Origin of the sequence: Parapedobacter composti (assembly GCF_900112315.1) — a bacterium.
GTDB lineage: Bacteria > Bacteroidota > Bacteroidia > Sphingobacteriales > Sphingobacteriaceae > Parapedobacter > Parapedobacter composti.
Map to the genome: position 1 here is coordinate 162,665 of NZ_FOLL01000007.1, position 24,304 is coordinate 186,968.

Annotated in this window: 13 protein-coding genes; 2 read left to right on the forward strand and 11 right to left on the reverse strand. The window is 54.7% G+C overall.

The window, feature by feature from the left end; genetic code table 11:
* Nucleotides 1-2 precede the first annotated feature (2 nt).
* From BM030_RS09710 to BM030_RS09725, 4 genes are read right to left on the reverse strand one after another with little or no spacing between them, the layout of a single operon-like run.
* Nucleotides 3-2,084, reverse strand: coding sequence for a hypothetical protein (locus BM030_RS09710; protein WP_139215867.1), 2,082 nt, complete (start codon nt 2,082-2,084; stop codon nt 3-5).
* A 10-nt stretch (nt 2,085-2,094) separates the two neighbouring features.
* On the reverse strand, nt 2,095-3,777 hold the full coding sequence (locus BM030_RS09715) for a RagB/SusD family nutrient uptake outer membrane protein (RefSeq protein WP_090973394.1): 1,683 nt from the start codon (nt 3,775-3,777) through the stop codon (nt 2,095-2,097).
* Between the two features lie 22 nt (nt 3,778-3,799).
* Nucleotides 3,800-6,880 (reverse strand): SusC/RagA family TonB-linked outer membrane protein, encoded by a 3,081-nt coding sequence (locus tag BM030_RS09720; RefSeq protein ID WP_170845691.1) that lies wholly within the window; start codon nt 6,878-6,880, stop codon nt 3,800-3,802.
* A 22-nt stretch (nt 6,881-6,902) separates the two neighbouring features.
* Nucleotides 6,903-7,883: a pectinesterase family protein gene (locus BM030_RS09725; RefSeq protein WP_090973396.1), complete on the reverse strand. Its 981-nt coding sequence runs from the start codon at nt 7,881-7,883 to the stop codon at nt 6,903-6,905.
* A 236-nt stretch (nt 7,884-8,119) separates the two neighbouring features.
* On the opposite strand from BM030_RS09725, the gene BM030_RS09730 reads away from it, so the two are divergent.
* Together BM030_RS09730 and pelA are read left to right on the forward strand one after the other, a co-directional pair.
* Entirely contained in the window at nt 8,120-9,772 is a 1,653-nt protein-coding gene (locus tag BM030_RS09730) for a glycoside hydrolase family 43 protein (RefSeq protein WP_090973424.1), read from the forward strand.
* A 7-nt stretch (nt 9,773-9,779) separates the two neighbouring features.
* Nucleotides 9,780-10,841, forward strand: a complete 1,062-nt coding sequence (gene pelA, locus BM030_RS09735) for a pectate lyase (RefSeq protein ID WP_090973397.1) — start codon at nt 9,780-9,782, stop codon at nt 10,839-10,841.
* Here pelA and BM030_RS09740 read toward each other — a convergent pair.
* From BM030_RS09740 to BM030_RS09770, 7 genes are all read right to left on the reverse strand, one after another.
* The gene (locus tag BM030_RS09740; RefSeq protein WP_090973398.1) at nt 10,813-12,729 is read right to left on the reverse strand and encodes a pectinesterase family protein; all 1,917 of its coding nucleotides are present in this window, start codon (nt 12,727-12,729) and stop codon (nt 10,813-10,815) included. The genes pelA and BM030_RS09740 overlap by 29 nt on opposite strands.
* The gene (locus tag BM030_RS09745) at nt 12,678-13,574 is read right to left on the reverse strand and encodes a hypothetical protein (RefSeq protein ID WP_139215868.1); all 897 of its coding nucleotides are present in this window, start codon (nt 13,572-13,574) and stop codon (nt 12,678-12,680) included. Before BM030_RS09745 ends, BM030_RS09740 begins: the two co-directional genes overlap by 52 nt.
* Before the next feature lie 37 nt (nt 13,575-13,611).
* Nucleotides 13,612-15,219: a pectate lyase family protein gene (locus BM030_RS09750; protein ID WP_244518820.1), complete on the reverse strand. Its 1,608-nt coding sequence runs from the start codon at nt 15,217-15,219 to the stop codon at nt 13,612-13,614.
* A complete protein-coding gene (locus BM030_RS09755) occupies nt 15,117-16,784 on the reverse strand; it encodes a SusE domain-containing protein (RefSeq protein WP_090973401.1) in 1,668 nt (555 codons plus the stop codon). Before BM030_RS09755 ends, BM030_RS09750 begins: the two co-directional genes overlap by 103 nt.
* Nucleotides 16,785-16,795: 11 nt before the next feature.
* Complete coding sequence (locus BM030_RS09760; RefSeq protein WP_090973402.1) at nt 16,796-18,649, reverse strand: RagB/SusD family nutrient uptake outer membrane protein; 1,854 nt, start codon at nt 18,647-18,649, stop codon at nt 16,796-16,798.
* 12 nt (nt 18,650-18,661) lie between these two features.
* Entirely contained in the window at nt 18,662-21,892 is a 3,231-nt protein-coding gene (locus BM030_RS09765) for a SusC/RagA family TonB-linked outer membrane protein (protein WP_090973403.1), read from the reverse strand.
* Nucleotides 21,893-22,139: 247 nt separating this feature from the next.
* Nucleotides 22,140-24,281 (reverse strand): hypothetical protein, encoded by a 2,142-nt coding sequence (locus tag BM030_RS09770; RefSeq protein ID WP_211657567.1) that lies wholly within the window; start codon nt 24,279-24,281, stop codon nt 22,140-22,142.
* Between the last annotated feature and the right edge of the window lie 23 nt (nt 24,282-24,304).

Consider the following 24,304-nt stretch of genomic DNA (forward strand, 5'->3'; position numbering starts at 1 on the left):
TGTTAGTATAAATCCGTTGTTTTTTCCGTATTGTTGTCTCCTATTGTCCATCCCGGCAGGGACACCGTCGCTTGATAATTGGAATAGTTATAAAGTCCGTTGCGCTCTGGCTTGTACAACCTTTTTTCCGCACCGAAATGCCTGTCTTGTGTATATATCCATATTTCATATTGGTCCCACACAACAATTTCATCACGCACATCGCCCAAGATATCGAGCACGGCATAACACATATCGGGGTGTCCGTCATCAGGAAAATCCATAACCTTCTGACCATAACCGTTGAAAACGCCACCGATTTCGGGGTTGGCCGACAGGATAAAATATTCTTCGCCAGTGCCCGTCCAGTTGAGCGGGAGGCACATGCTGCCGTGGTGCGCAGGCTCCATGCTGTGATACAGCTCGCCCGAAGCATCAAAAAAATGGATAATTCCCTGATTACCCCAGAAATTGATGCTCACCGTTTCCAGTCCGGGCATATCGTCGCGATAGTTGGCCACTGAAGGGTTTTGCACGTGCCCGAGGTAATGATGGTGCTTTATTTTCCCGTCCGTACCGATAAACAGCATCCCCTCATCGCTTGCCGCATTCATCATCATCCATTGCCCATTCCCGGAGTAGTCAACCAATGCCACTCCGTCAGAATGATCGCCCAATTCCTCGTCCAGCGACCACAGCAACCTGCCGTCATGGGTATACATGGAATATCCAATGGCCAGTTCATCACGACCGTCGCCGTCAATATCACGGGCATACGGATAATGCCCGGTCTTGCAGCTTGCAGACCATAGGATATTCAGGTGTTCATCCATCACCCAGAAATGATTATACCGGTCTTTCACCACCACATCCGAATTCCGCCCCTTCCCGCTGAAATCGGCAAAGAATACCGCATCGCCCAGCAGCCGTTTTGGCGGCTTGCCCGGTCCGCCCGGTACTTGCGGCAATGCCCGGCTGCGCAACAGCTTTCCGGTCTTTCCCTCCACCACATAGATATGGCCATCCTTGCAATACACGACCTCATTTTTACCATCGCCATCCAGATCATGTATCTGAACACCGACATCGTTGGTCAGATGATATTTCCAGGGGTCGGGCTCGCCTTTCTGCCATAAAACATTACCCTCCAAATCAACCGCCGTCAGCACGCCGACCTCACTGTTGCGGTCCTTGGGACCATGGTGAAGCGGCTGGCAGATTAAGATATCGATCACCCCGTCGCCATCCAGATCGCCGAACCGCAGGTTCCTGCCCGTACCGAACCCAAACGTGTTGATTTTTTTGACCACTTCCATTTTCGGATTCCGGGCGGCCAGTTCACGCTGTTCACGGATCAACGCTTGGGCCCGGTCTCGTACGCGTTCGGCTTCCTTCCGGCTCGACGTAACCCTGATATTCCTGAAAAAGGCCGGTCCATCCGCTAAGAGCCCCACTTTGCCACCAACAAACGCACTATCTTGCACTTCTCCGATTGGTGTGCCGTTGATTTTCAACCCGATTTGGTTGCCCTGCGCCATCACTTCAAGTTTCAGATAGGCGGTATCCGAATAATGAAATGGCTTAGCCAGCAACGTTTGCTCATCCGCTTCACGGAAAGCCCTGTGGTACCGGTTCCTTTTCAGCACCGCCTGCCCGCGCTCCACCCCGAAAAAATAATAGCAGTTGCTGTTTACGTACCGGAACGCCAGCCCCGTTTGCAGCGAATCCAATGGGCGGACAAGCAGCGCCACCTGATAATCGCGCCAAAGGGAGTCGCCAGCCACCAACATTGGATGCGTAAACGCACTTTTCTGGAAGCGGTTACGCTGTGCGATCACCTTTTTCCCGCCGTCAGTAAGCACCTTCCAGGCGGTATATGATTGTTCGTCATGGTAAAACGCGGCAATATTCCAGTTACCCACCGGGTATGCGCTCGGGTCGAAATGATACTCGGTATGCGCCCCTTTATCGGAGCTGATGTAACCGCTTTTCAATAGCGAGAAATCATCCTCCAACAGCACCACTTCACCGCTGCCTGCGCATCGGCACAATAAACAGGCTATTACAACCGCAGCCCAACCTAAATAGGTATCCCTTGGCTTCATAGACCAACGATTATCTTGGATACCCCGGGTTCTGTTCAATTTGCGCTTCGTTGAGCGTAATAGCATCGATGGGAATAGGCCGGTACAGTTTATCCTGGCCATCCAGTCCGCGGAACGCCTGCTCCAGGCCGATCTGCCTGACATCGTAATTATAGTGTCCTACAAACTCCTTCAGCTTCTTGGTGCGCCGCAGTTCCGGCCAGCGCAGGTATTCGCCAACAAATTCCTTTGCACTTTCAATGAGGTAAGCGTCGAGCGCTTCGCTTTGACTGGCGGCGCCAGCGATATCAAGGTTGGGACGCAACCGGCCTCCATCTTTCGCATTACCGGGCCTATCCAGCACCTGCTGCACGTATTGCGCTGCCGTACCAAAATCATTCAGGCCTATGCAGGCCTCGGCATACAGGAAGTAAGTTTCCGCGAGCCGCGCAAGCACCACATCCCTCACACTGGCGGTCTGGCTGAAAACATGCCGGGTGACCGGACTGTCGAACTTCCGCACCACCGGCATGTGGAAATCCATCTCAAACGCAGCCCGGTAGGCTTCCTCATCATATTTAAACGGGAAATACCGGAAATTGCTCGCTATCTGGTGCTCCTTGCCCTCAACCCAAGCCAGCGAGTCCGCCCTGGTAAACTCCCTTCCCCAAACACGCGGATAATAAGCCCGGATGGGGATCTGGGTTTTATCCTTACCCTGGTCATAATAATCGAAATATTGGTCGTATATGGTCAGCATAAACGTGGCCTCATACCGCGCATCATTTTCCTGAAAGAAATTGTGCAGGTTCCAAGAAGGGAACAATGACGCGCTCATGTATTTATGATTAAGTTCAGCGCCACCCAAATAAGGCCCGAAAATACCCTGTTGCGCATTCCCGTCCTGTTCGGTTGCGATAGATCCTATGCTATATTGTACCGCAAAGATGACCTCCTCATTGTTGTCATTGTCCGGATGCCAGAGCGTCTCAAAGGGAATACTTATCGCTCTACCCCCTATTGCGTCGGCAGCATACTGCTTTGCACGCTGGAAATCTTCTTCATTCCCCAAGTCCCACGCCCGGGTCAAATATACTTTGGCCAAATAATGATTCGCTGCCGTTTTGTTCACCCGCGCCCTATCGTTGCCCAGGTCAGGGAGGGCAGCCTCCATCTCCGTGATTACGAAATCGTACGAGGTTTCCAACGAAGCGCGCGGCAGATCCATACGGGCCGCCAAAGTCGGCTCGTTGTTGATGACAATGCCTCCGAACTGTTCAATCAGCAGAAAATGATAAAAAGCCCTTAAAAAAGCAAATTCCGCCCGAAGCCGTGCCCGGGTCTGATCGTCAACTTCAGCCACATCGTTGTAGTATAGCCCAACGTTGGTAACCTGGATGGCATTATAGCAATTCCGGTAAAACGTAAGTACCGTTCCGTTATCGGGGAAGAGCTGCTCGTATTGCATCAATGGCCGCTCTGCAAAGCCCCGGGCCATGTTATACATGTCCGTGCCCGCAATTTGCAGCCAAGGTATCCCGCCAAATACGGTACGGAGGGTATTGTAAGCCGCCACCACCAACGTTTGGTAGCCCGCGGGCGTCCGGTAAAACTCATCGTTATTCGTTCCCCCTTTATTGTCTTCTTCCAAAAATTTCTCGCATCCGGACAGCGCAAACAGGCCGATAAACGCAAAAACAACTATCTTTTTCATGGTTCTAAGGTTCCTCCTAAATTTAAAATCTCACATTAAGCCCGAACTGATAAGTCACATTGCTGGGCCCGTTTCCTTCAGCCAACGCCGTGGTGGCATATTCTGGATCCCATCCCGGATACTTGGTAAAAACAAACGGATTCAGTACATTCGCATATACCCGCAGCTGTGACAATCCCCACTTACTGATGAGGGCGTCAGGCAACGAGTAACCCAGAATGATATTTCGCAGTTTCACGAAAGATGCATCCGTATACATCCCGTTGTTACCATAGAACGGTCCCCTGTTTATATAGTGCGGATACCTGGCATTTTCGTTTCCTTCGCCGCTGGTTCCCCATGTCGCCTGCGGATTTCCGTCAGCGCTGGTTCCCCAGGTGGTCCAGTCATACCGCGTCACATTGGGTGGTATATAATAATCAAAGTTGATTTTCGGTCGGCCACGTTGGTTATTATGCGGGCCGAACTCTTCCAGGAAACGGTCAGCCACAAAGCTTCCCTGGCGGGCATAAAGGTTGAATGAAAAATCCCAGTTTTTAAACCGGATATTGGAAGTGATACTACCGGTCCAATCCGGATCCACACTTCCTAAAATAACACGGTCGTCGCCCGTAATGGCTCCGTTACCGTCAACATCCTGTGCGATTGCCTGCCCAGGCTGCTGGCCCCATTCCGCAGCTTCCGCCGCCTGATCCATCCGCCAGATACCGATAATACGGTAATCATAAATAACGTTGATGGGGTGCCCGATGAAACGTGCCTGGCCCGGTACATCCTCGCGTTTCCCATACAAGGTACGGATGGCGTTTTTGTTATGGGCAAATACCACTCCGGTTGTCCATTCAAATTGGTCTTTACGTATGTTCACGGTATTCAGTCCGACTTCCACTCCCCGGTTGTTTACGGAGCCAATGTTATCTGTCATCGAAGGCACGCCCGATTCAATGGCCAACGAGCGGTCCATCAGTAATTTGTCGGAAAGTTTATCGTACACATCCACGGTGCCGGAAATCCGCCCATTGAGCAGGCCAAAATCCAGGCCGAAATTCAGTTCGCGTGTCCGTTCCCACGTCAATACCGGGTTTACCGGCCTGCCGGGCATAAACCCGGAGACCGGGTCGTGTCCGAAATCATACCAGACAATCTGGTTGGTTGCCGGGGCCAGTTGAGCCGTAAACGGTTCGATGTTGTTATTCCCGGAGTAGCCGATACTGCCCCTCACCTTTAAATCAGACACCAAACTTCCTTGCATGAAATCCTCTTCTGATATCCGCCATGCCACAGCCGCCGAAGGGAAAGCCGACCACTTGTCCCTCAGCAGGGAACTGCCGTCGTACCGGATGGTGGCTGTCAGCAGGTATTTGCCCCTGAAATCGTAATTGGCACGCGCCGCAAAAGACAGCAACGCTGATTCGGAATAGCTGGTTCCCATGGCGTCCTTAATGGTTTCGCCCGCAGCGATGTTATACCACCAGGATGGGTAAGGCAAGTTATTCGATCCCATACGGATACCTTCGAATCTCGTCTTATAGGCACTCTGTATCAACGAAACATTCAGGTTATGCGCACTGTTAAATGTTCTGGAATAGTTAACCACATTGTCCCACGTCCACTCAAAATCTTCACCATTGGTCTGGCGTGCCTGGTCTTGGTTCCGCTGGCCGGGCACCACGCCATAGTACGCGCCCGTACGCGTACGGTTCAAGCGCGGGTAAAACGTACTCCGGATACTCAGGCCATCCAGTGGCCGCAGTTCAGCGAAGATATTGCCCAGCACATCAAACCGCCTGATTTCTTCTGTACCACTGTTGATTTCGTTCAGCGGATTCGGTGAGCTGGTAAAGTTTCCAATTCCCTGTATAGCTGCCGCAATGCCCGGCTGGGCAATTAGGTTCCCATTATCATCATACGCGTACAGAATAGGCGGCATCCGCAGAATATCACGGTATCCAAACTCACTTCCCGAGTTGACAATCCCGTGAACCATATTTACACTGGCACCGGCAGAAAACCGGTCTGAAACCCGGTGTTCCACCGACAGTTTGACGTTGTAACGATTCAGGTTCTCGTTGATAAAATTACCTTCTTCGTTCTGATAGCCCACCCCAAGGTTGTAAGACAGTTTTTCCGTGCTTCCGCCTATACCGATGTAGTGATTCTGCTGCTGTCCGCTTTGGGTACCGAGCGCCAGCCAGTCCTCGTAGCGTTCCTCATACAGGCGCCTTTCCAGCAACGGACTTTGCTGCAAAATCACATTGGGGTTAGGCAGCACATACCGGCCGTCCCGGTATTCGTAAAACGCCGACGTCCGGAAATCCACCCATTCCCTTCCGTCCATGAAGTCAGGAATACGCGCAAGCGTCCTTACGCCATAAAATCCATCATATGTCACCGTGGTGCGCAGTGCACCGGGCGCCCCCGCGCCTTTCGTTTTTACGATAATCACGCCGTTGGATCCGCGTGAACCGTAGATAGCCGTCGAAGAAGCGTCTTTAAGCACGTCCATCTGCTCGATATCCGCGGGATTAAGGAAGTCGATATTATCGGTAACCACACCGTCCACCACGTAAAGCGGCGTACCTCCCTGTATTGAATTCTGCCCCCGGATCTGGATATTGAATCCGCCCCCCGGACGCGTGGACGTATTACTGATGTCTACCCCCGCCACAGCCCCCTGCAAGGCCGCCATCGGCGAGGTGGTACCGCGTGCCAGCAAGGTTTCAGAGCCCACAGAGCCAACCGCACCAGTCAGGTCGCCCTTGCGCACCGTACCATACCCCACGGCCACCGCCTCGTCCAGCATGGCCGCTTCTTCGCCCTCCAGCACAATGTCCAGCACCTGCTGATCGCCCAGCGGCACCTCCTGCGCTTTAAATCCCAGGTACCTAACTTCCAAAACCACGCCTTCCGACGCCGGAACAGCCAGGGTAAACGTTCCGTTCTCTGCAGTGCTGGTTCCCTGCGTTCCTCCGGCAACCCGTATACTTACCCCGCCAAGAGGTTCCCCCGCGGCATCGCGCACGGTTCCTTTTATTGACTTCGTCTGCCCAAAAACCCAAAGGGCTTGGCAAAGCGCAAACGTAATTAGACAAAGCTTCCTCATAGATATCATATTGTTGAATTGGTTATTTCTCTCCTCGGTGCACCGCTACGGGCACCCACCCGCGCAATACATGTTCAGCGGCATACACATCGGCCTGCCCGGTATCTGGCCTACTCATCCAACGCACCCGGTCAGTCACTGCTGCGCCCGCACCGGTGTTGCCGTGCTCTACATATTCAGCGGTGACTTCATTGATTTCCCTTCCCCAGTTGTGCCATCCTGCCGGATGGATGTGCCCTCCAAGCTCGCACCAGACGAATGCCGTCTTCGCATAAGGCCGCCACGGCCGGCCGAGATATGCCGTTTTCACATCGTTGTCTGCGGTGAGCCGGCAGTTCCGGAAGACAAAGCCAAAACGGGCTGTATCTGGGGTCGAAGCGGCTGTGATGTATGATCCTCCTGATTTACTATGAATCGTGCAAGCCTCAAAATAAGCCGTTGCCGCCCCGAAAATAAAGTCGGTCGTCCCCTCGATGTAACAGTTTTCATAATATTGCCGGCTCCCTGCCCGTTCGGGATAGAGCGTATCCTGATGCCCCAAAAAACGGCAGTTCCGGAAATAAACCCGGTCGGCGCTCACCCGCACCGCCACTGCCTGGCCAACAGGTCCGGCGCTGTTCTCAAAGGTGATATTTTCGGCATAGAAGCCGTCGCCAAAAACAAAGAAAGAAGCCGAACCTGACGTACCCATCGCTTCGCCGAACCGGTTCTTCCGGTCGGCGTAATCATCATAGGTCAATACCGTAGCCTTGGCGTCTTCTCCTATCAGGGAAACATTGGTTTTCGAAGACGGCAGCACCAACTTTTCGCGGTATACCCCCGGCCGGATACGGATAACCGTGCGCTGACGGCGCATATCCGGCACCGCCATCAGCGCTTCCTGCACCGAGCGGAAGTCACCCGTACCGTCCTGCGCTATCACCCATTCGGTAGTCTGCACGCCTGCGTCCAACCCCAATGGAATAAATAAAAAAACAAGGTAGAAACATTTCCAGTAGGACATCGCAACGTAATAGATTCAACTAATTGGTGCAAGGCGCGGCTTATCCGCTGCGCCTACTCATCTACAATTATAAGTGCATTCAGGCTTATCCAAAAGCATTGATCGGGGATAAATCTACGCAAACGATACCGGTATCGTTTCCATATTTATTCGGCCACCAATTCCTTCCGATTTCCGATGGAACTCCTTATTCTTGCATCAATGTGCTAATTGACAAACCAATAACGCTTGGCGTAATGAATAAACTGATGATCACCGCAGGGCTTATCGCCCTTTGTTGCAGAACGCATGTCTATGCCCAGGCCCCAGCAGACCAGCAGCCGTCTGCGGTGTGGGTAGCCGACCGCGGCGATGGCACCTATAAAAACCCCATTCTGCATGCCGATTATTCCGACCCCGATGTGGTTCGGGTAGGGCGCGATTATTACATGACCGCTTCCAGCTTTGATGCCGTCCCCGGCCTGCCTATCCTGCACTCCCATGATCTGGTCAACTGGACGCTCGTGGGCCATGCGCTGCGGCGCCAGCCGCCGTACGACCATTTCAGCAAGACCCAGCATGGCAACGGTGTATGGGCACCATCCATCCGTTACCACAACGGCGAATATTACATTTTCTGGGGCGACCCGGATTTCGGCATATACCGCGTAAAGACCAAAGACCCGCAGGGCGAATGGGAGCCGCCGGTGCTGCTGGAAAGCGTCAAGGGCATCATTGACGTATGCCCCCTGTGGGACGACGACGGGCAGGCCTACATCGCATACGCCTATGCCGGAAGCCGGTCAGGCATCAAGAGTGTCATCGCCATCAAGCGTATGGATGCCGAGGCTACCCGCACGCTGGACGAAGGGACAATCATTTATGACGGCCATGAACTGGATCCGACGATAGAAGGACCGAAATTCTACAAACATCAAGGATATTACTACATCTTTGCACCCGGCGGGGGCGTCGCCACCGGCTGGCAGACCGTGCTGCGCGCCAAGCAGATCTACGGGCCTTACGAACGCCGCATGGTGATGCACCAGGGCAGTACCGCCATCAATGGCCCCCACCAGGGAGGCTGGGTAGATACGCCCACGGGCGAACACTGGTTTATCCATTTCCAGGACAAAGGTGTATACGGACGGGTCACCCACCTGCAGCCCATGGAATGGCGGAGCGACGGCTGGCCGGTCATCGGCACCGACCGCGAAGGAACGGGCCGCGGCGAACCCGTGCTCACCCACCGGAAACCGGACGTAGGCAATACCTATCCGGTGGCCACACCTGCCGAGAACGACGAGTTCAATGGCATACGCATGGGGCTGCAATGGCAGTGGCAGGCCAACCCCCAGGCCACCTGGGCATTCTGCTATCCGGAAAAAGGCGTGTTGCGCCTGTACGCCCAGCAAATTCCCGAAGATAGCCGCAACCTCTATGAAACCCCCAATGTGCTGATGCAGAAGTTCCCCGCACCGGCATTCACAGCCACGGCGAAAGTCGAGTTCGCACCCCATCCCGATAAGGTACTGGGTGAGCGCGCCGGACTGGTCGTCATGGGTCGCAGTTACGCCGCCCTCGCACTGCAGAAAGACCCCGACGGCCTCTCGCTGGTACAAGGCATCGCCAATGGAGCGCACCAAGGCAAGCCGGAAAACGAGCAAGTGATTACCCGGTTAGAAAACGGTTCGTTGTATCTGCGTGTATCCGTGGAAGAAGGTGGCCTGTGCCGCTTTTATTACAGCACGGACGGCACCACATACCGTGAAGCCGGGAAGCCATTCCAAGCCGTTGAAGGGCATTGGATAGGCGCCAAGGTCGGCCTCTTCAGCACCCGCACAACCACGATAAACGATGCTGGATGGATGGACGTGGATTGGTTCCGAGTAACCCCGTTATTACCATAAACATACAATGGCTACAACAAACAACGTACTTACGCGCCACCTTTGGCACATCATAACCGTACTTGCTGCGGCGATAGGCACCGCAGCGGCCCAGCCACCGGCAACAGACAGCATAGCTGAACGGATGCTGGTGCTCCAGCGCTCGTACGGCGGCTGGTCAAAAACATTCAACGGCAAAGCTGCAGATTACCGCAAGCCGTTTGATGACGCCGCGCTCCGGCTGGCCGGGGAGCAAAAGGACGCCCGTGATGCCACCATTGACAATGGTGCCACATCCAAGGAAATCACCTATCTATTGGATGCCTATCAGAAAACCGGCAACGCCCGGTACGCCGATGCCGCCAGGCGCGGGGTTGATTACCTGCTGGAGGCCCAGTACCCCGGCGGGGGGTGGCCCCAATACTATCCAGACGCCCGCCTGTACCGCTCGCAGATTACCTATAATGACGATGCCATCATCAACGTGCTGAACCTGCTGAAGGCCATCGCCGACGGCATCCATGGCGATGTGTTCGACACGGATTACCGCAAAAAAGCCCAGCATGCCGTTGACCGGGGCGTGCAGAATATCCTCGCCACGCAAGTGGTCATCAAAAAGCGAAAAACCATTTGGGCTGCCCAATACGACAAGGATACGCTAAAGCCCGCCACGGCGCGGGCCTATGAGCTTCCCTCCCTGGCGACGTCGGAATCGGCCAACATCCTGATGTTCCTGATGGCGCTGGAACAACCCAGCGAAGCGGTAAAACAAGCCGTCCACAGCGGCGTACGCTGGTTTACGGAACACGATATCGAAGGATACACCACCAAAATCGTCGAAGCGCCGGAGCAACCCACCAAGAAAGACCGCGTATTGGTCGAAGCCCCCGGCGAAGTCATCTGGGCACGGTTCTACGATCTAAAAAAGCAGCGTCCCCTGTTCGCCGGCCGGGATGGCCGCCCCCGCAAACGGCTCGACCAAGTGGAAAACGAACGGCGGGTGGGCTACTCATGGTATGGCGGATGGGGCGATAAAGTGCTCAATCGTTACCGGAAATGGACTAAAGTACACGGTCCAGAAACCCCGTAATCGCATTGAGCGTCGGCGTAAACCAAGGTTCGAAAAAGCAGAACGCATGCGGGGCATCCGCAAACACCTTCGTTTCATGGTAGATACCGTGGCTATCCAGCACCCGGTTGAAGTCGTCCCGCCCCGCGTGCATGCGGTCCACCGAGCTGTTGACGAACAGCGTTGGCGGTGTCTCGGCCGAGACGTAGGTAAGTGCCGATGCCTGCCGCCACAGATCGGGCCGCTCAAACTTGGAATAACCGAACCAGCGGGTTGCAGACGACGTGGACTTGGTGTCGTTGCCTTCGCCTGACTCCGGGTGAACGAAAGCCAGGATGCCATCGATATCGATGATAGCCTGCACGCGGTCGTCCCCTACCTCACTGCAATGCTCCGTAAACACGGGATTTCCGGCCGTCGTTCCCGCCAGTGCCGCGAGTTGCCCCCCTGCAGAAAAACCCAGCACCGCAACTTTTTCAGGGTTGATGCTCAGGCTGTCCGCCCGGTGGCGCATCCAGCCCAGCGCCGCCTTCACGTCGCACACCGCCGCAGGGTAAAGTGCATGCGTAGACAAGCGGTAGTCAATGGCCACAGCGGTATAGCCGGCCTCCGCCAGGCCCTCCGCCAACGGTGCCAGCTGCGCCTTATTGCCGCTCTGCCAGCCACCGCCGAAGAGTAGCAGTACCGCGGGGGCTTCCTTCCCGCCTCCCTGCGCCGGATAAATATCCGCCGTGAGCACCGTACCCTCAATATGGCGGTACGGCACGTCGCGCATCACCCGTGTGCCCGCCCGCCCCGCCCGCGCCAGGCGGATCTGCGGATACACTTCGGCCAGCCGGGCCAGCTCCCGCTCCGGCGTAAAGCCGGTGTCACGTACGCCGGTCAGCCCGTCCGTGCGCTGCACCACCGCCGAAGGGCGCCAGCCGGCAAACACCGTGTCCAATGCATAACGCCAAACTTCTGCATCGGCCAGCTGCCTTGCCCAGCTCACCCGCGTTTCCGGGCTGGCCCCCTCGCCCCAGCTACCATATTCGGCATAAAACACCGTCTTTTCCTTATCGGGGAAAAACGCATCCCCCTTCCACGGATCCCAGCCCGCTTTGGCGATATGCGGCCCCAGTTCGCAATGGATAAAAACGGTCTGGGCAAACGGCCGCCACGGCCGGCCGAGGAACACCCGGTCCATCCCTTCGGCCGCCACCAGCCGGCAGTTCAGGAAAACAAAGCCGAACGCCTGATGTTCCGCCGTCGATGCCGCCGTGATGTATGAGTTGCGCAGGCTGCGCACGGTGCATCGGCTGAATACCGCCGTAGCCTCTCCGAAAATAAAATCTGTGGTACCCTCAATCAGGCAATTCCGGTAATACTGGCGGCCTTTTGCGGCATATAACGTATCCTGATGCCCCAGAATATCACAGTCCACCACCTCACAGCGGTCGCCCTCGATGTGCAGCGCCACGGCCTGCCCCACCGGTCCGGCGGTATTCTGCACGGTCAGGTTTTCCAGTATGCAATCGTCCGCCTGCACCAGAACCGTATAGGACGTATAGGTGTTAAAGACCTCGCCCGAGAAATCACCGTTTGTAATCACCGTTTTTCCGCGATCTTGTCCCTTGATATGGATATTTTTCTTCCACGAAGGGATGACCAGTTTTTCGCGGTACACGCCGTTCTTCACGATGATGGTTGCCCGGGCCTGCGAATGGTCGCGCACCGCATTTACAGCTTCCTGTATGGAGGCAAAGTCGCCCGTGCCATCCTGCGCCACCACAAACTGCTGGATAACCGCCTGTGGTTGTGCAGATAGGTGCGCAACGAAGCACCCTACCGCCAAGGTCAGTGCAAGAAAAATAACCTTCAAAAACCTTCCGTGGCCAGCATGACCTTTTCGTCCAGGATATTCTCCCATAGCTGCTCTTTCGTTTTGTTGTGTCTCGCCCTTCCTTTATCGATAAATCCCCAATTTTCCTCAAACAGAAAATAAAAATCGTAGGAGCCCCCTACTATCCCCTTGCCGGGCATATAGACAAACCGGTCTATGCCCCGGTGGATGTTGAGGCCATCGTGGTTCCGCCAGTCGGTGAACGTCCAGAACCGGTAGGCCTTCTCCCCCTGCCATTCAAACACCTCAGACAAATACTCCCGCTGAAGAAGCCACCATTCGGGGAGATACGTCCAGGGGAGCCTCACATCGAGCGGAAACCACCGTTGTCCGGGCTTGCCAAAACCGGGTTCGTCCTGGTACAGCGCTGCCATCTCCCGGATGGTCAATGGCGACTGTCCGGTATTCACCGTTCCGTACGGCGAATTGAATATGGAAGAATAGCTTACCAAATGGAAAAATTCGGTTAAGCAATGGGTGCTTTTATAGTGCCTGCCGTTATCGGACTTTATCAGACCAAAGCGCAGTGTTTTCTTATCGCCGCTGTTTCCTGACATGAGCCTTGCACTCATGGTCCGGCGGAAACCATGCTCATCAAAAAGCTCCTCACGGATAGTATCGATATTCACCTCACTCCAATTTGCATCGCCGTAAAAATTAGGTAGCATAGAAAACAGGATAAGCCCCTCGCCAAAAACGTTGTACAGCTTGATGGTTTCATCCACGCCGTAGAGCTCCTGCGCACTGAGTGTGTAATGTTTAACCTGATACAGGCTGTCCAGCATATCCAGCATGATGTATCTTTTCTCTTTGGCCACGGAGCAGACCAGCGGTCCACAGCAACAAGCAATAAAAAATATGAGCTTTTTCATTGTCCCACCCAATATACGTGTCGGCATCCTGTTCCCTTCACCGCTTCATCACTTCCTCTACCAAACTGTTGATATAAACCTCCAGGTTATCGTATGCTGTACTCAGGTCGCGCCCGTTGGCCTGAAACTTGGCTGGATCGAGCCCCTTAGCGCGCTTCCAATCGTCCGCGATGCCGTCTCCCGACTGGTTTGGAGGGTATTCGCCCGCTCGTAGGATAGGCCAGCCGCCCACGTCGTCCTGCGAGTCAATGATGCCGTTGGTGCTTCCGCGTGATCCTTCATGGGTATACACGCCGCGGCGCACATCGTCAACCACGCGAACATCCAGCGCATCGCGCTTCAAGCTGGCTCCTGCGTGGCTGAGCACCGCCTCGTAAGCGGCGGTTGCGGCCTGCGTTTCCACCCCATTATGCGGCCCCAGGTGATGCACATGCGGTTCGGCCCTCCGCATCACCGCCTTGTCCGACTCACTCACCGGCACATACCGGCTGTGGAACTGGTTATATACACCATGCGTCCAGTTATCGGCCGTGGCACGGGCGCTTCCGTCCACATGGTTTCCATCGATGTAGAATTTACCCCAGATGCCATACACTTCCGTTCCTTCGTTATTGTTTTTGTCTATCGATATAATCCGCTCTGCACGGCTGCTGCGGGTGGCGGGGCCCGGTTTGTAGTAATTATTGACGATGTTCACGTTCATTGCTTCACCGCCATACATGCTGTTGCCGTCCCAATTGTATACCACATTGTTGCGGATATCCGTCAGATTGGTCAGCGCAAACGCGCTGCCAGCCGTTTCGCCCAGACGCGGGTTCCGGCTATCGTGATGCGCCAGCAGGTTATGGTGAAAGGATGCATAGCGACCGCCCCAGATGCCGCCGTAGCCGTGTGCGCCTTTTTCATGCACCGAGTTGCGCAGGCTTTCGGAAATGATGCACCACTGCAATGTTGTATACTCGTTGTTGTACATAGACACGCATTCATCGGTCGACCAGCTCATCGAGCAATGGTCTACAATGATGTGTTTATGACCGCGTGCTTCTAGGGCGTCGCCTTCGGCTTCTCCCCTGTCGCCCATGCGGAAGCGCATGAACCGGATAATCACATTATCGGCTTGAATAATCACGGGATAATGTTGTATGCAGATGCCATCGCCCGGTGCGGTCTGTCCCGCGATGGTGACATCACCGTTGCGTATCCGCAAGGGTGATGTCAGCGCGATATTGCCGGCCACCTTAAACAGGATGTACCGTGCCCCGCTCTGGTTGATGGCGTGCCGCAGCGTCCCCGGCGTGCCGTCGTCCGTAAGCTTGGTAACGAACAGCACCTTGCCGCCCCGGCCGCCCGTGGCATCGCGCCCGAACCCTTCGGCCCCCGGAAAAGCCAGCGCTTCTTCCACTACAGGATCCGGCCCTTCGGGGTCCCCGTCATCTTCACCGCCAATGGTGCCGCCTTTTTTGCAGGCAATCAGTACGATGACGATAAGCGTCATGGTCCATACGCGATTCTTTCTAATTGCTACCTTCATTTTTCTACGTTCTATGGATTCCACCTCGGGTCGCCTATCGGCCCTGCCGAACTGCTGGCCGTCAGCAACGGCGAACCGGCGGGGAACGAAAAATCGTTCGTCGCGTGATCCCACGGCAGCGTTTCGCGGATTACGCCCTGTTGTACCACAGCCGAGGGGATGTTGAGCTCCGCCGGCGGTTCGGCGCTGTTCATCAGGTTATGCAGGTTCACGTATTCAAACCGGGCCGTGGCGCCGTTTCCTGCACGCAGCAGATCGTTATGCACCGTAGGTGTCGGATACCGAACGGAAGCCCATTTGGTGTTGGCAAGCACGCTATTCCGCACCACAATGTCGGCCGGGGTGTTCACGTCGACTAACGGACGGCGGCCGTCGTTCCCGAAGGCGTTGACGGTCACCTGGTCAAACAGGATGGAAGCAGCGGGCGTTCCGATATTAACGTCATACCGCACAATGCTTTTGCTCACCCGGTTGATGGTGGAGTTCACGATCTCCAACCGGTTCATGCCCAGCTTCTGGATTTCAAATAGTGCATAATCAGTATCGTTATCCTGCAGGATACTGTTTTCCACGCGAATGAAATCAACTTGGTGGTCACGATTTCCGGCCCGGCTTCCGCGCACCAGCGCGCGCCCGATGCGCTGCATCACGCAGCCCCGTATGGTGATGGAGCTGAACTGGGTAGGGCTGTTATCGGAGGTTTCGCCCTTGAGGTCAATCAGGTAGGTGTCTGCTACGGCCAGCATATCAAGCGTCAGGTCTTCCAAACGGATACCGGCCCCATCTCCCCGCAGTTCAAAGCCCCGAAGCTGCAAAATGGTTTCCGCGGGATTGCCTGATACCGCACCGATGGTCACCTGCTTCTTCATCAGTATGATGATTTCTTCGGTGGCCGTGTAAGTGCCTGGATGCAGCCCGATGGCATCCTGATCGGCCGCTGCTTCTAAGATGGCTTTCAGATCATCTTCAGGTGTTATCTCAACCGTAAAATTGCTGGGTTCTTTGGTGGTAAACGCGAGGGATCCCACCTGCACGTTTCCTGCCAGTAACAGCGCTACATAGCGCGTTTGGGGTGTCAGATTTTCTACGGTAATTGTCGCATTTTCAATGGTCTCTGCGTCCAAATCTACGCGCTGTACCTCACGTCCGGTTTCGGAACCCGCCTCAAACTCCGTGATCACTAACCGGGTGACGGTTTCATCGTACCGCCATTTCAGGATCACCTGTGTGTCCTTCAGGTCTGTTTGCTCATTGATGGCGATGAAGAGTTGCTTGCCGCGGATGGTGAACCCATTGCTATGCAGCCAGCTGGACGCCGGTATACCGGCCGTTTCGTTGGTACGCACCCGGGCAAAATACTTTTCTCGCACTTCCAGTTGCTCATCTGTCAACACGATACCTGTGGTATCGGTCTGCAAGGTGAGCAGCGCACCGCTTTCGAAGAGCGTGTCCTTCGATATTTCTACCGTATAGGTGGGGCTTGCACTTGTATTTAGTGCTTCCTTCCAGGTAAGTGTTACCTGTGTTTCCCCGCTCTCGGCGCTGATGTCTCCGGCCGGCATAAACATGCGATCGGGTCTGAATTCCTTGAACAAGTCGTCCTGTTGTTTACAGGCGGCCAACATTATCAAGGCAATGAATATGCGGCCGACCGGTTTCGTTATTTTCAACTGTTTCATAGCTAATCAAATTAGTTAGGATAGCCGTAATCCTGATCAAGTCGGTAGTTTTCCGACACAATTTCACTGTAAATGGGCAGCAGTTCACTCTGCCCCCGGGTAAAGTGGATAGCATAGCCGCTTCCGGACGGGTTTCCATTGTCATCCACCCCATAAATATAACCGCTGTTCACCGCCTGGCGCCAGTTAACCCGGGTGTATCCTTCAGGGGCCGATGACGGATCCGGTTGGTAATAAACGTCGTTTATCGTACCGCCATAAAATTCAATATCGGCCACCTCTGCAGTCGCCCCCACGTTTTGGAACGCCCCCAACCTGTAATAAATATATTGGGGCACGGCCGCGTAGCTTCCTTCGCCATCTTTGAACTGGCGGAGTTTCTCGCGGGTGCTGTTCAGCACGGTTTCAAGCAAATTCCAGCGCAAAAGGTCATATTTACGGATGCCCTCGCCGCCGAACTCGAGCAACCGTTCTTTGACAATGGCATTGAAAAACCCTTCCTTGTCTCCCGGTATGCTACCGATCAGGCTTTCATCGCCACCATATGCGCGCATCCGAACGGCGCGTAACGCATCCGCGGCCTCGGTAGAAGGACCGCCGTTCAGTTCATTGTCGGCTTCGGCAAAAAGCAAGAGAATATCCGAATACCTCAGGAATGGCCAGTCGATGCCCAAACTTTGCGACTGATCGTGGATATTCGTCCAATACTTGCGGTATTTCGCATCGGTAAGGTTCGTCGCCTGCTGTATGGGTTTATTATCATTGGCATCCAGTTCAAATAATCCCAGCGTCACATCACGGCGCGTATCACCGACGCCAAATTCATAGAAATACGTTGGTATCGCCCTCACCCCGCCATTGGCATATCCATAGCGGGAGTTGGTGTTTTGCCGCAGGCCGTTGCCATAGCCCAGCTTACTGTCTGTCCGGGCGTTCCCGCCAAAGGCTCCCACCTTAAAAATCACCTCCCTCGTGGCATCAAGGCTCGGTTGCCCATGCAGGGATTTAAACACGTTTTCAAAATCCGGATTCAACTGGTTTTCGCCCTGCTCGATGATGTCTAAACATTCCTTCCGGGCTATCTCGTAATAGGTAAGGTAATCGGCCCTGCGCTCCATCTGCCGTGTCTCCCGGCGTAAGGAGTAACCTCCCCGTGCGAGCGCTATGCGCGCCCGGATTCCCTTGGCTGCCGCTTTGGTGATACGCGTTGGCGGGTCGTTACTTTCCGACCGCCAAGGAATCAGCTCGATAGCCTGAGCCAGGTCGTCCAATACCCGGTCGTATATAACATCCCTGTCCGTTTTTGTAAGATAGAGATCAGGCACATCGGCCGCAGGTTCAAATGAGGCTGGCACATCGCCCCAGTTACGGATCAACTCATGGAAAAACCAAGCCCTTAACGTCAGGGCCTCCCCCAGATACTTACGCATCTGTGCCTGGTCGGCAGGTGTACCCGAGTTATACGGGTCAGACAACGGAATATATTTGATACAGATGTTGGCCCGCTCGATGCCCTCATACAACTGGCGGAACGGGTTGTTGAGTTCGGTATTCTGGGGAGCCACCCCATATTCGCTGATGCCGCGGCGGTCCAGCGGGTTATAGCTTCCGGATGTTTTAAAGTCATCGGCCGACTGCGGATAGATAATGGATAGGCGGCTGCCGTATCCGTCGTCACCCATCAACCGGTTATAGATACCGGTAATTGCAGACCCCGTATAGGATACACTATTGAATACTGCGTCTTGCGAAAGATTCGACGGATTTTCCACGTCGAGGTACTTTTCACAGGACGGCATGGCTATCAAAACGGTCGCTGCTAGCGCAATGGAAGAAATATGGCGAGTTAAAACATGCTTTTTCATGACGTGATGTGGTTAAAATGTTACATTAATCCCTGCTAACATGTATCTGCTCCTCGGATAAGCGGCATAGTCTACCGCCGGCGTCAGCGGATTGTTCCGCCGGGTGTTTGCTTCCGGATCGTAACCGCTGTAACCGGTTATGGTCCACAGGTTATTTACCGTCGCGTATATCCGTACATTGGAAAACACCCGGGTACGGCGCAGGATGTCATGCGGCAACGAATAACCCAGGGTCAGGTTACTGATGCGTAGGAACGATCCATCCTCTATCGCATAGGAATGCAAGAAGTAAGGTCCACCGGGCGGCGTCCACATCGTCGTGTTCGCGTTCATGGCAGCAAGTGTTTCGGGGTCGGTTACCCGCACACCGTTATCATCAAACCAGCGCCAGCGGTCGTTCATTGTCGTCAGCATATTATTATCCCGATACAGGTATTGGGTAGTAAACTCTATCTTATTGGCATTATACACCTTGTTGCCCACAGACCAGTTCAGGAAAATACTGAGGTCGAAGTTTTTGTAGGCAAATTGATGGTTCATTCCGCCGATGAATTTCGGCTGCGCATTACCCAGTATCGTCCGGTCGGTCGCATTAATCATCTGTTCGCCGTCATCGCTCAGCTTTTTCAGTTTCAAATCACCGGGTTGCGGGTCGCGGTTGCCCAATGCTACGTTGCGTGTGCTCGGCACTCCCGCTTTCAGCGTATAGGTCTGGTTGTTCGGGTTATAGTCGAAATCGTCCAAGGTATAAAACCCGTCTGTTACATAACCATAGAACTGACCGATGGGGCTGCCGACCTGCACGATGAAGTCTTCAAATTGGCTGCTCACCCAACCTGCACGCTCAAGATAAGAGGCCAACGGCCGTCCCTCGGAGTCCAATCCGAGACTTACGATCTTATTCCGGTTGAACGAAATATTGAATTGACTTTGGTAGGTGAAATTCCGGCTCTGTACCACCGTTCCGGCCAATTGGATTTCAAGCCCCCTGTTTTCTGTTTCTCCGATGTTTTTAAGCTGCGTGGCATAGCCGCTGGTAGCCGGAACCCGAGCCTGGAGCAGCAGGTCTTTAGTGCTGTTTTGATAGAGATCAACCGAACCGCTGATCCGGCCGTTCAGCACGGCAAAGTCTAAGCCCACGTTCCGGGATATCGTGGTTTCCCACCGCAAATCACTGTTCGCCAACGACAACGGGGCAAATCCCGGTGTGATGCTCTCCCCATAGGCGTACGAATAATTGTTATGTACGCCGAACATGGTCTTGTACAGGTCGATACCAATACGGTTGTTGCCTACAGCGCCGTAGCTTAGCCGCAGTTTCAGGTCAGACAGCCAGTCGCGGGTACCTTCCATAAACGATTCTTCGGAGGCGCGCCAGGCAACAGCCATCGACGGAAAGAACGCGTTCCGGTTTTCTTTTGCAAACAGCGAAGAGCCATCACGCCGCAATGTCACTGTGGCCATATACCGGTCGCCATAGCTGTAATTAAACTGTCCGAAAAGGGAGAAAAGCCGGTGTTCAGACCAGTTGGTCGAAGGGGGCGTCTGGATCATGCCGTCGCCCGGTATGGCTTTCTGAATTCCCGCAAATGCTTCTTTTGGCGAAATGTCTACCGGAAGCCACTTCACCTCCATCGCCTGATTCTTGTTTTGGATTTGGTAGATTTCATGTCCAAGCATCGCTTGAACACGGTGCTCGCCGAATTTCTTACGATAAGTTAATGTATTTGAGTTAGTCAACGCAAACGATTCACCGTTGCCCAAATTGACCACGGGCTGGTTGTTGTTCTGGCGGGCCACGCCAGTAGACACACCTGCAAACCGGTTATCTTTCCGTACGGTATGATGAATACCAAAATTACTGCTGGCAATCAGTTCGTCCGTAAGCTTGAAACGTGCATTACCATTGAAGATGATGTCGTCGCGGTACTGGTTACGTATTTCGTCGTTAGCCAGCACTACGGGGTTAACCAAGTTCGTCTGGTTGGCGAACTCCGGATCGAACTCATCTACAATCGCTTCCATCCCCGGCGCTATGAAAGGCATAAACCGCACCGCGTTGCGTAGCCGGTTGCTGCTTTGCGTACCGGTGCTGGAAGTACCCACACCGTCTACCTGTTGCTTGCTGTACCGCGCGTTAAATCCAATATCCAGGCGGTTGCTCGCTTTATGGGTAAACTTCAGTGAAGCCAATGTGCGCTGGAATCCGGAATTAAGCATAATCCCTTCTTCGTCGGTGTGGTTCAGGTTGAAGTTGAACGATGTTTTATCCGTGCCGCCCACTAATCCCACGATATGGGACTGGTTACGCGCGTGCCGCCCGAACACGGCGTCCTGCCAGTCCACGAACGGCATATCCCGGTACAGTTCCAGGTCTTCCCAACGGCCATAGCGGTCGCGGAAGGCATTACGGGTTTGTTCATCGGTATTCAGGTTATAGGCCTGATACTGATACCTCACGTAGTCGTAAGGTTGCATGACATTCAGTCGGTTGGTGATGGTTCTTACCCCACCGAACCCATTGTAAGTTACCTGGGTTTTCATGTCCATCCCCCCTTTGGTCGTAATGATCACCACCCCGTTTGCACCACGTGCCCCGTAAATAGCCGTAGACGCTGCATCCTTCAATACGTCTATCGATTCTATTTCCTGCGGCGACAGGATAGATAATGCATTTTCGACCTGAATGCCGTCGACGATATAGAGCGGCGAATTGTCTTGGGTAATGGAGCCGCCTCCGCGCACGCGGATCTGGACTTCTGCTCCTGGGGCGCCTTCCGTGGTCACCACCCTTACCCCGGCCAACCGGCCGGTGATGGCTTCGGCTGCCGAGCTCAACGGGATGTCTTTCAGTTGTCTGGCGTTAACTGACGAAACAGCGCTCGTTAGATCACGCCGGCTCACCGTGGAGTAGCCGATGGCCACGGCCTCTTCCAGCAGGCTCTCTTCTACCTCCAAAGCAACATCTACCGTCTGTCCCTCCGCAGCAGTTTTCTCCTGGGCTCTATAGCCCATGTAGCGGAATACCAGGGTAACTTCCGAACGGCCCTGTGGAAGTTGGAGTCGGTATCGGCCCGCGTCGTCGGTTTGTGCGGTCACCCCCGTCTCCTTCACTGACACGTTTACACCGGCAATCCCTCGTTGTGTGGCCTGATCGATCACCGTGCCGCTCACCACACCCTGCCCGTAGCTTTTATGGCTGGCAATCAGCAGCGTAAAAATCAACAGTACATAATACCTCATAATGTGATTACTATAGTTTTATACTTGGTTTAATTGCCCGCATCTGGCTGTATGACGGTTAGCCACTACAACTGCCCGTGCGGTATTGGTGCAATTTTACTGTATTTGCTATAGCAATCACCATCCGATCCCCCTAAAAAATTACGCAATCGATACCGGCAACGATTGCAGGACAGTACAGGATGCGCTTCCGGCCAGAGAGCTACGCCCATTGGCAGGGTGTCGGTTAGTTAGTGCGGTCGTGCTATCAGGGCATCGGCTTAAATCCTTCGGCCTTTACCGTCCAGGATCCGTCTGCAGGAAATCCCGGCAGTTCACCCTCACTGCCGTCCCATCCGGCGGCCATCATGGCCACGGTGGTCAGCAAGCCACCATTTCCCGGCAGGTATATCCGTAACCGGCCGTCTTGGTAATTATGCCCGTTTTTCAGGTACGTATTGGTTTGGATATCCATGAATAATGCATCCAGCGCTTTATCAGGCAACCCCAGCCGGGCGGCGTTCATGGCGGTCATCGGGAAGTCCCACCCCCAGGTATGTTCCCAGAACCAGGTGTCCCAGACCTTTTCCAGGGTGGCCGCCATCACCGCCTTGTCGAGCTTGGCTGATTCGGGCACCATGCCCAATGCTCCCAGCACGATGGGATGATCCGTGCGCCAACGTTCATTCGTGTAGGAGTCCGGCGCGCTTTCCGTGGCGAGATACACACCGTCCTGCTGCGGCAGCGGCGCGAGCTTGTCGATTACCTCGTCCCATTTCTCCTCCCTGGGCAGCCCGGCCCGTTCGCGCCACCGCTGTGCCACGCGCAAGGCCCAATCCCAGTAAGCCAGCTCGTACGTCGGGTTAAAAGTTTCCACGGCCGGAAAAACTTCCTGTGCCGGAATCAGCCCCTTTCCGAGGTTATAGCGGTCATTTTCCGCATCGTAGGTCGGGAAATCGGCCATGAACTCCGCCGTGGCGAACACCAGGTCTTTGTATTTTTCTATCACGGCTGGGTCCTGCTCATGGCGGTAAGCCAGTTCGGCCAGGTAGATGAAGTGCGGCTGCTGCCAAATCAGGAATGCAGCCACCGAAGAAGGCGACTCCTGCCCTTCGTGGTCAACCATTTTCGGCCAGCGTACCCCCTCGTATCCCTGGCGCTTGGCCAATGCCCGCGCCTTATCGGCGATATCCGCATACCAGCCAAGGCTTTTCTCCATTAAATCGGGCCGTCCCCAGAGCGCAAAGTGTACGGCATGCCACCAATGCATCTCCAGGTGGGGCTTACCGAACCAGCTGTTGAACGTCAGTCCGGTTTCCTGCGGTGGATATGCACCGGCGCATTGCACCTTGGTCAGGTATTGGGAGAGCACTACGCGCCGCTCCAGCTCATGCGCCCGCGGGTCGGTGCTTCCGGCGAAGTCAATGGCTGCGCCGCGCGACCAGAACGCCTTCCACCCGGCTGCACTGCTGGCTGCCGTGGCGGCGAAGCTGGCGATGCCCGAGGCGTCGCCGGCTTCGGGGCTGAACTGTACGCTCAGCTCAAACACATCGGTATCTGCCGCCGGGGTTACCTGGTAGTAATGCGGCGTATCTGCCGCCGCCACCTCGCCGACAGTCCACCTCAGCAGCGTCCGGTAGGTTATCCCCTCCAACACGTGCGCGATGACAGCCCCACTGCCGTCCTGCTGTTCGATAGCCGTCTTATGCCGGTCAGGATGCGCATAGTAATTGCCTTCATCCAGAAACTCCGCGGTGGGATAAGGGTAGCGCAGGCGTACCTTCAGGCGCCCCTCCGCAATCAATGGCGAAGCAATCCGCACAGCTATCAGGTCGTCTTCCTGATGTCCCACGGTAACCACCTCCACGGGGGTACCTTCCACCGCGAAGCGGCTGTTAATTTCGCCCGTCCACAGGTTAAGCTCCTGCCGGATAGCTTTTATCGCTTCCGGCCCCGCCAGCGAGCCGTCCTTCAGGTAAATATCGAAGCCCACATTACCCAGTTGGAGGCGGTGGGGATTTTTGCGGAACCAATTTGCCGCATCCTGGTTGCGGCCGGGCTCTTTCCATTGCACGCTATAGGTCGCTTCATGTCCGTCACCGTTGAAATCATAGGTCTTCAGCGTTTCCTCAAAGCGGTAGCCCACGGTATCGGCGAAGCGGTTCCATCCCCACTCGGCCTGTGTACCCAGCGCCACTCCCTTGGCGTAGCGGTCCGGAAAGGTCTGCAATCCGGTCACGTCTACCGTAAAGGCGAAGGCACCGTTGCCCACGGTCAGCGACTCCAGGGAGTCGATATGTGTGTTCACGATGTTGTGGCGGGTAACAACCTCCTTCCGGTCTATCGTTCCCCCGCCTGCGCAGCCGACCATAACAACAGCCAGCAGTGTACTGCCCAAAAATAGCTTCATTGTCTTATGTTGTGTAGTTGTTT

Coding starts and splice junctions, on each gene's coding strand:
- BM030_RS09720 (WP_170845691.1), bottom strand. CDS start 6,880: ATGAGGAAGCTTTGTCTAATTACGTTTGCGCTTTGCCAAGCCCTTTGG.
- BM030_RS09710 (WP_139215867.1), bottom strand. CDS start 2,084: ATGAAGCCAAGGGATACCTATTTAGGTTGGGCTGCGGTTGTAATAGCC.
- BM030_RS09760 (WP_090973402.1), bottom strand. CDS start 18,649: ATGAAAAAGCATGTTTTAACTCGCCATATTTCTTCCATTGCGCTAGCA.
- pelA (WP_090973397.1), top strand. CDS start 9,780: ATGGCTACAACAAACAACGTACTTACGCGCCACCTTTGGCACATCATA.
- BM030_RS09770 (WP_211657567.1), bottom strand. CDS start 24,281: ATGAAGCTATTTTTGGGCAGTACACTGCTGGCTGTTGTTATGGTCGGC.
- BM030_RS09715 (WP_090973394.1), bottom strand. CDS start 3,777: ATGAAAAAGATAGTTGTTTTTGCGTTTATCGGCCTGTTTGCGCTGTCC.
- BM030_RS09725 (WP_090973396.1), bottom strand. CDS start 7,883: ATGTCCTACTGGAAATGTTTCTACCTTGTTTTTTTATTTATTCCATTG.
- BM030_RS09745 (WP_139215868.1), bottom strand. CDS start 13,574: ATGAAAAAGCTCATATTTTTTATTGCTTGTTGCTGTGGACCGCTGGTC.
- BM030_RS09765 (WP_090973403.1), bottom strand. CDS start 21,892: ATGAGGTATTATGTACTGTTGATTTTTACGCTGCTGATTGCCAGCCAT.
- BM030_RS09755 (WP_090973401.1), bottom strand. CDS start 16,784: ATGAAACAGTTGAAAATAACGAAACCGGTCGGCCGCATATTCATTGCC.
- BM030_RS09740 (WP_090973398.1), bottom strand. CDS start 12,729: ATGGGAGAATATCCTGGACGAAAAGGTCATGCTGGCCACGGAAGGTTT.
- BM030_RS09730 (WP_090973424.1), top strand. CDS start 8,120: ATGAATAAACTGATGATCACCGCAGGGCTTATCGCCCTTTGTTGCAGA.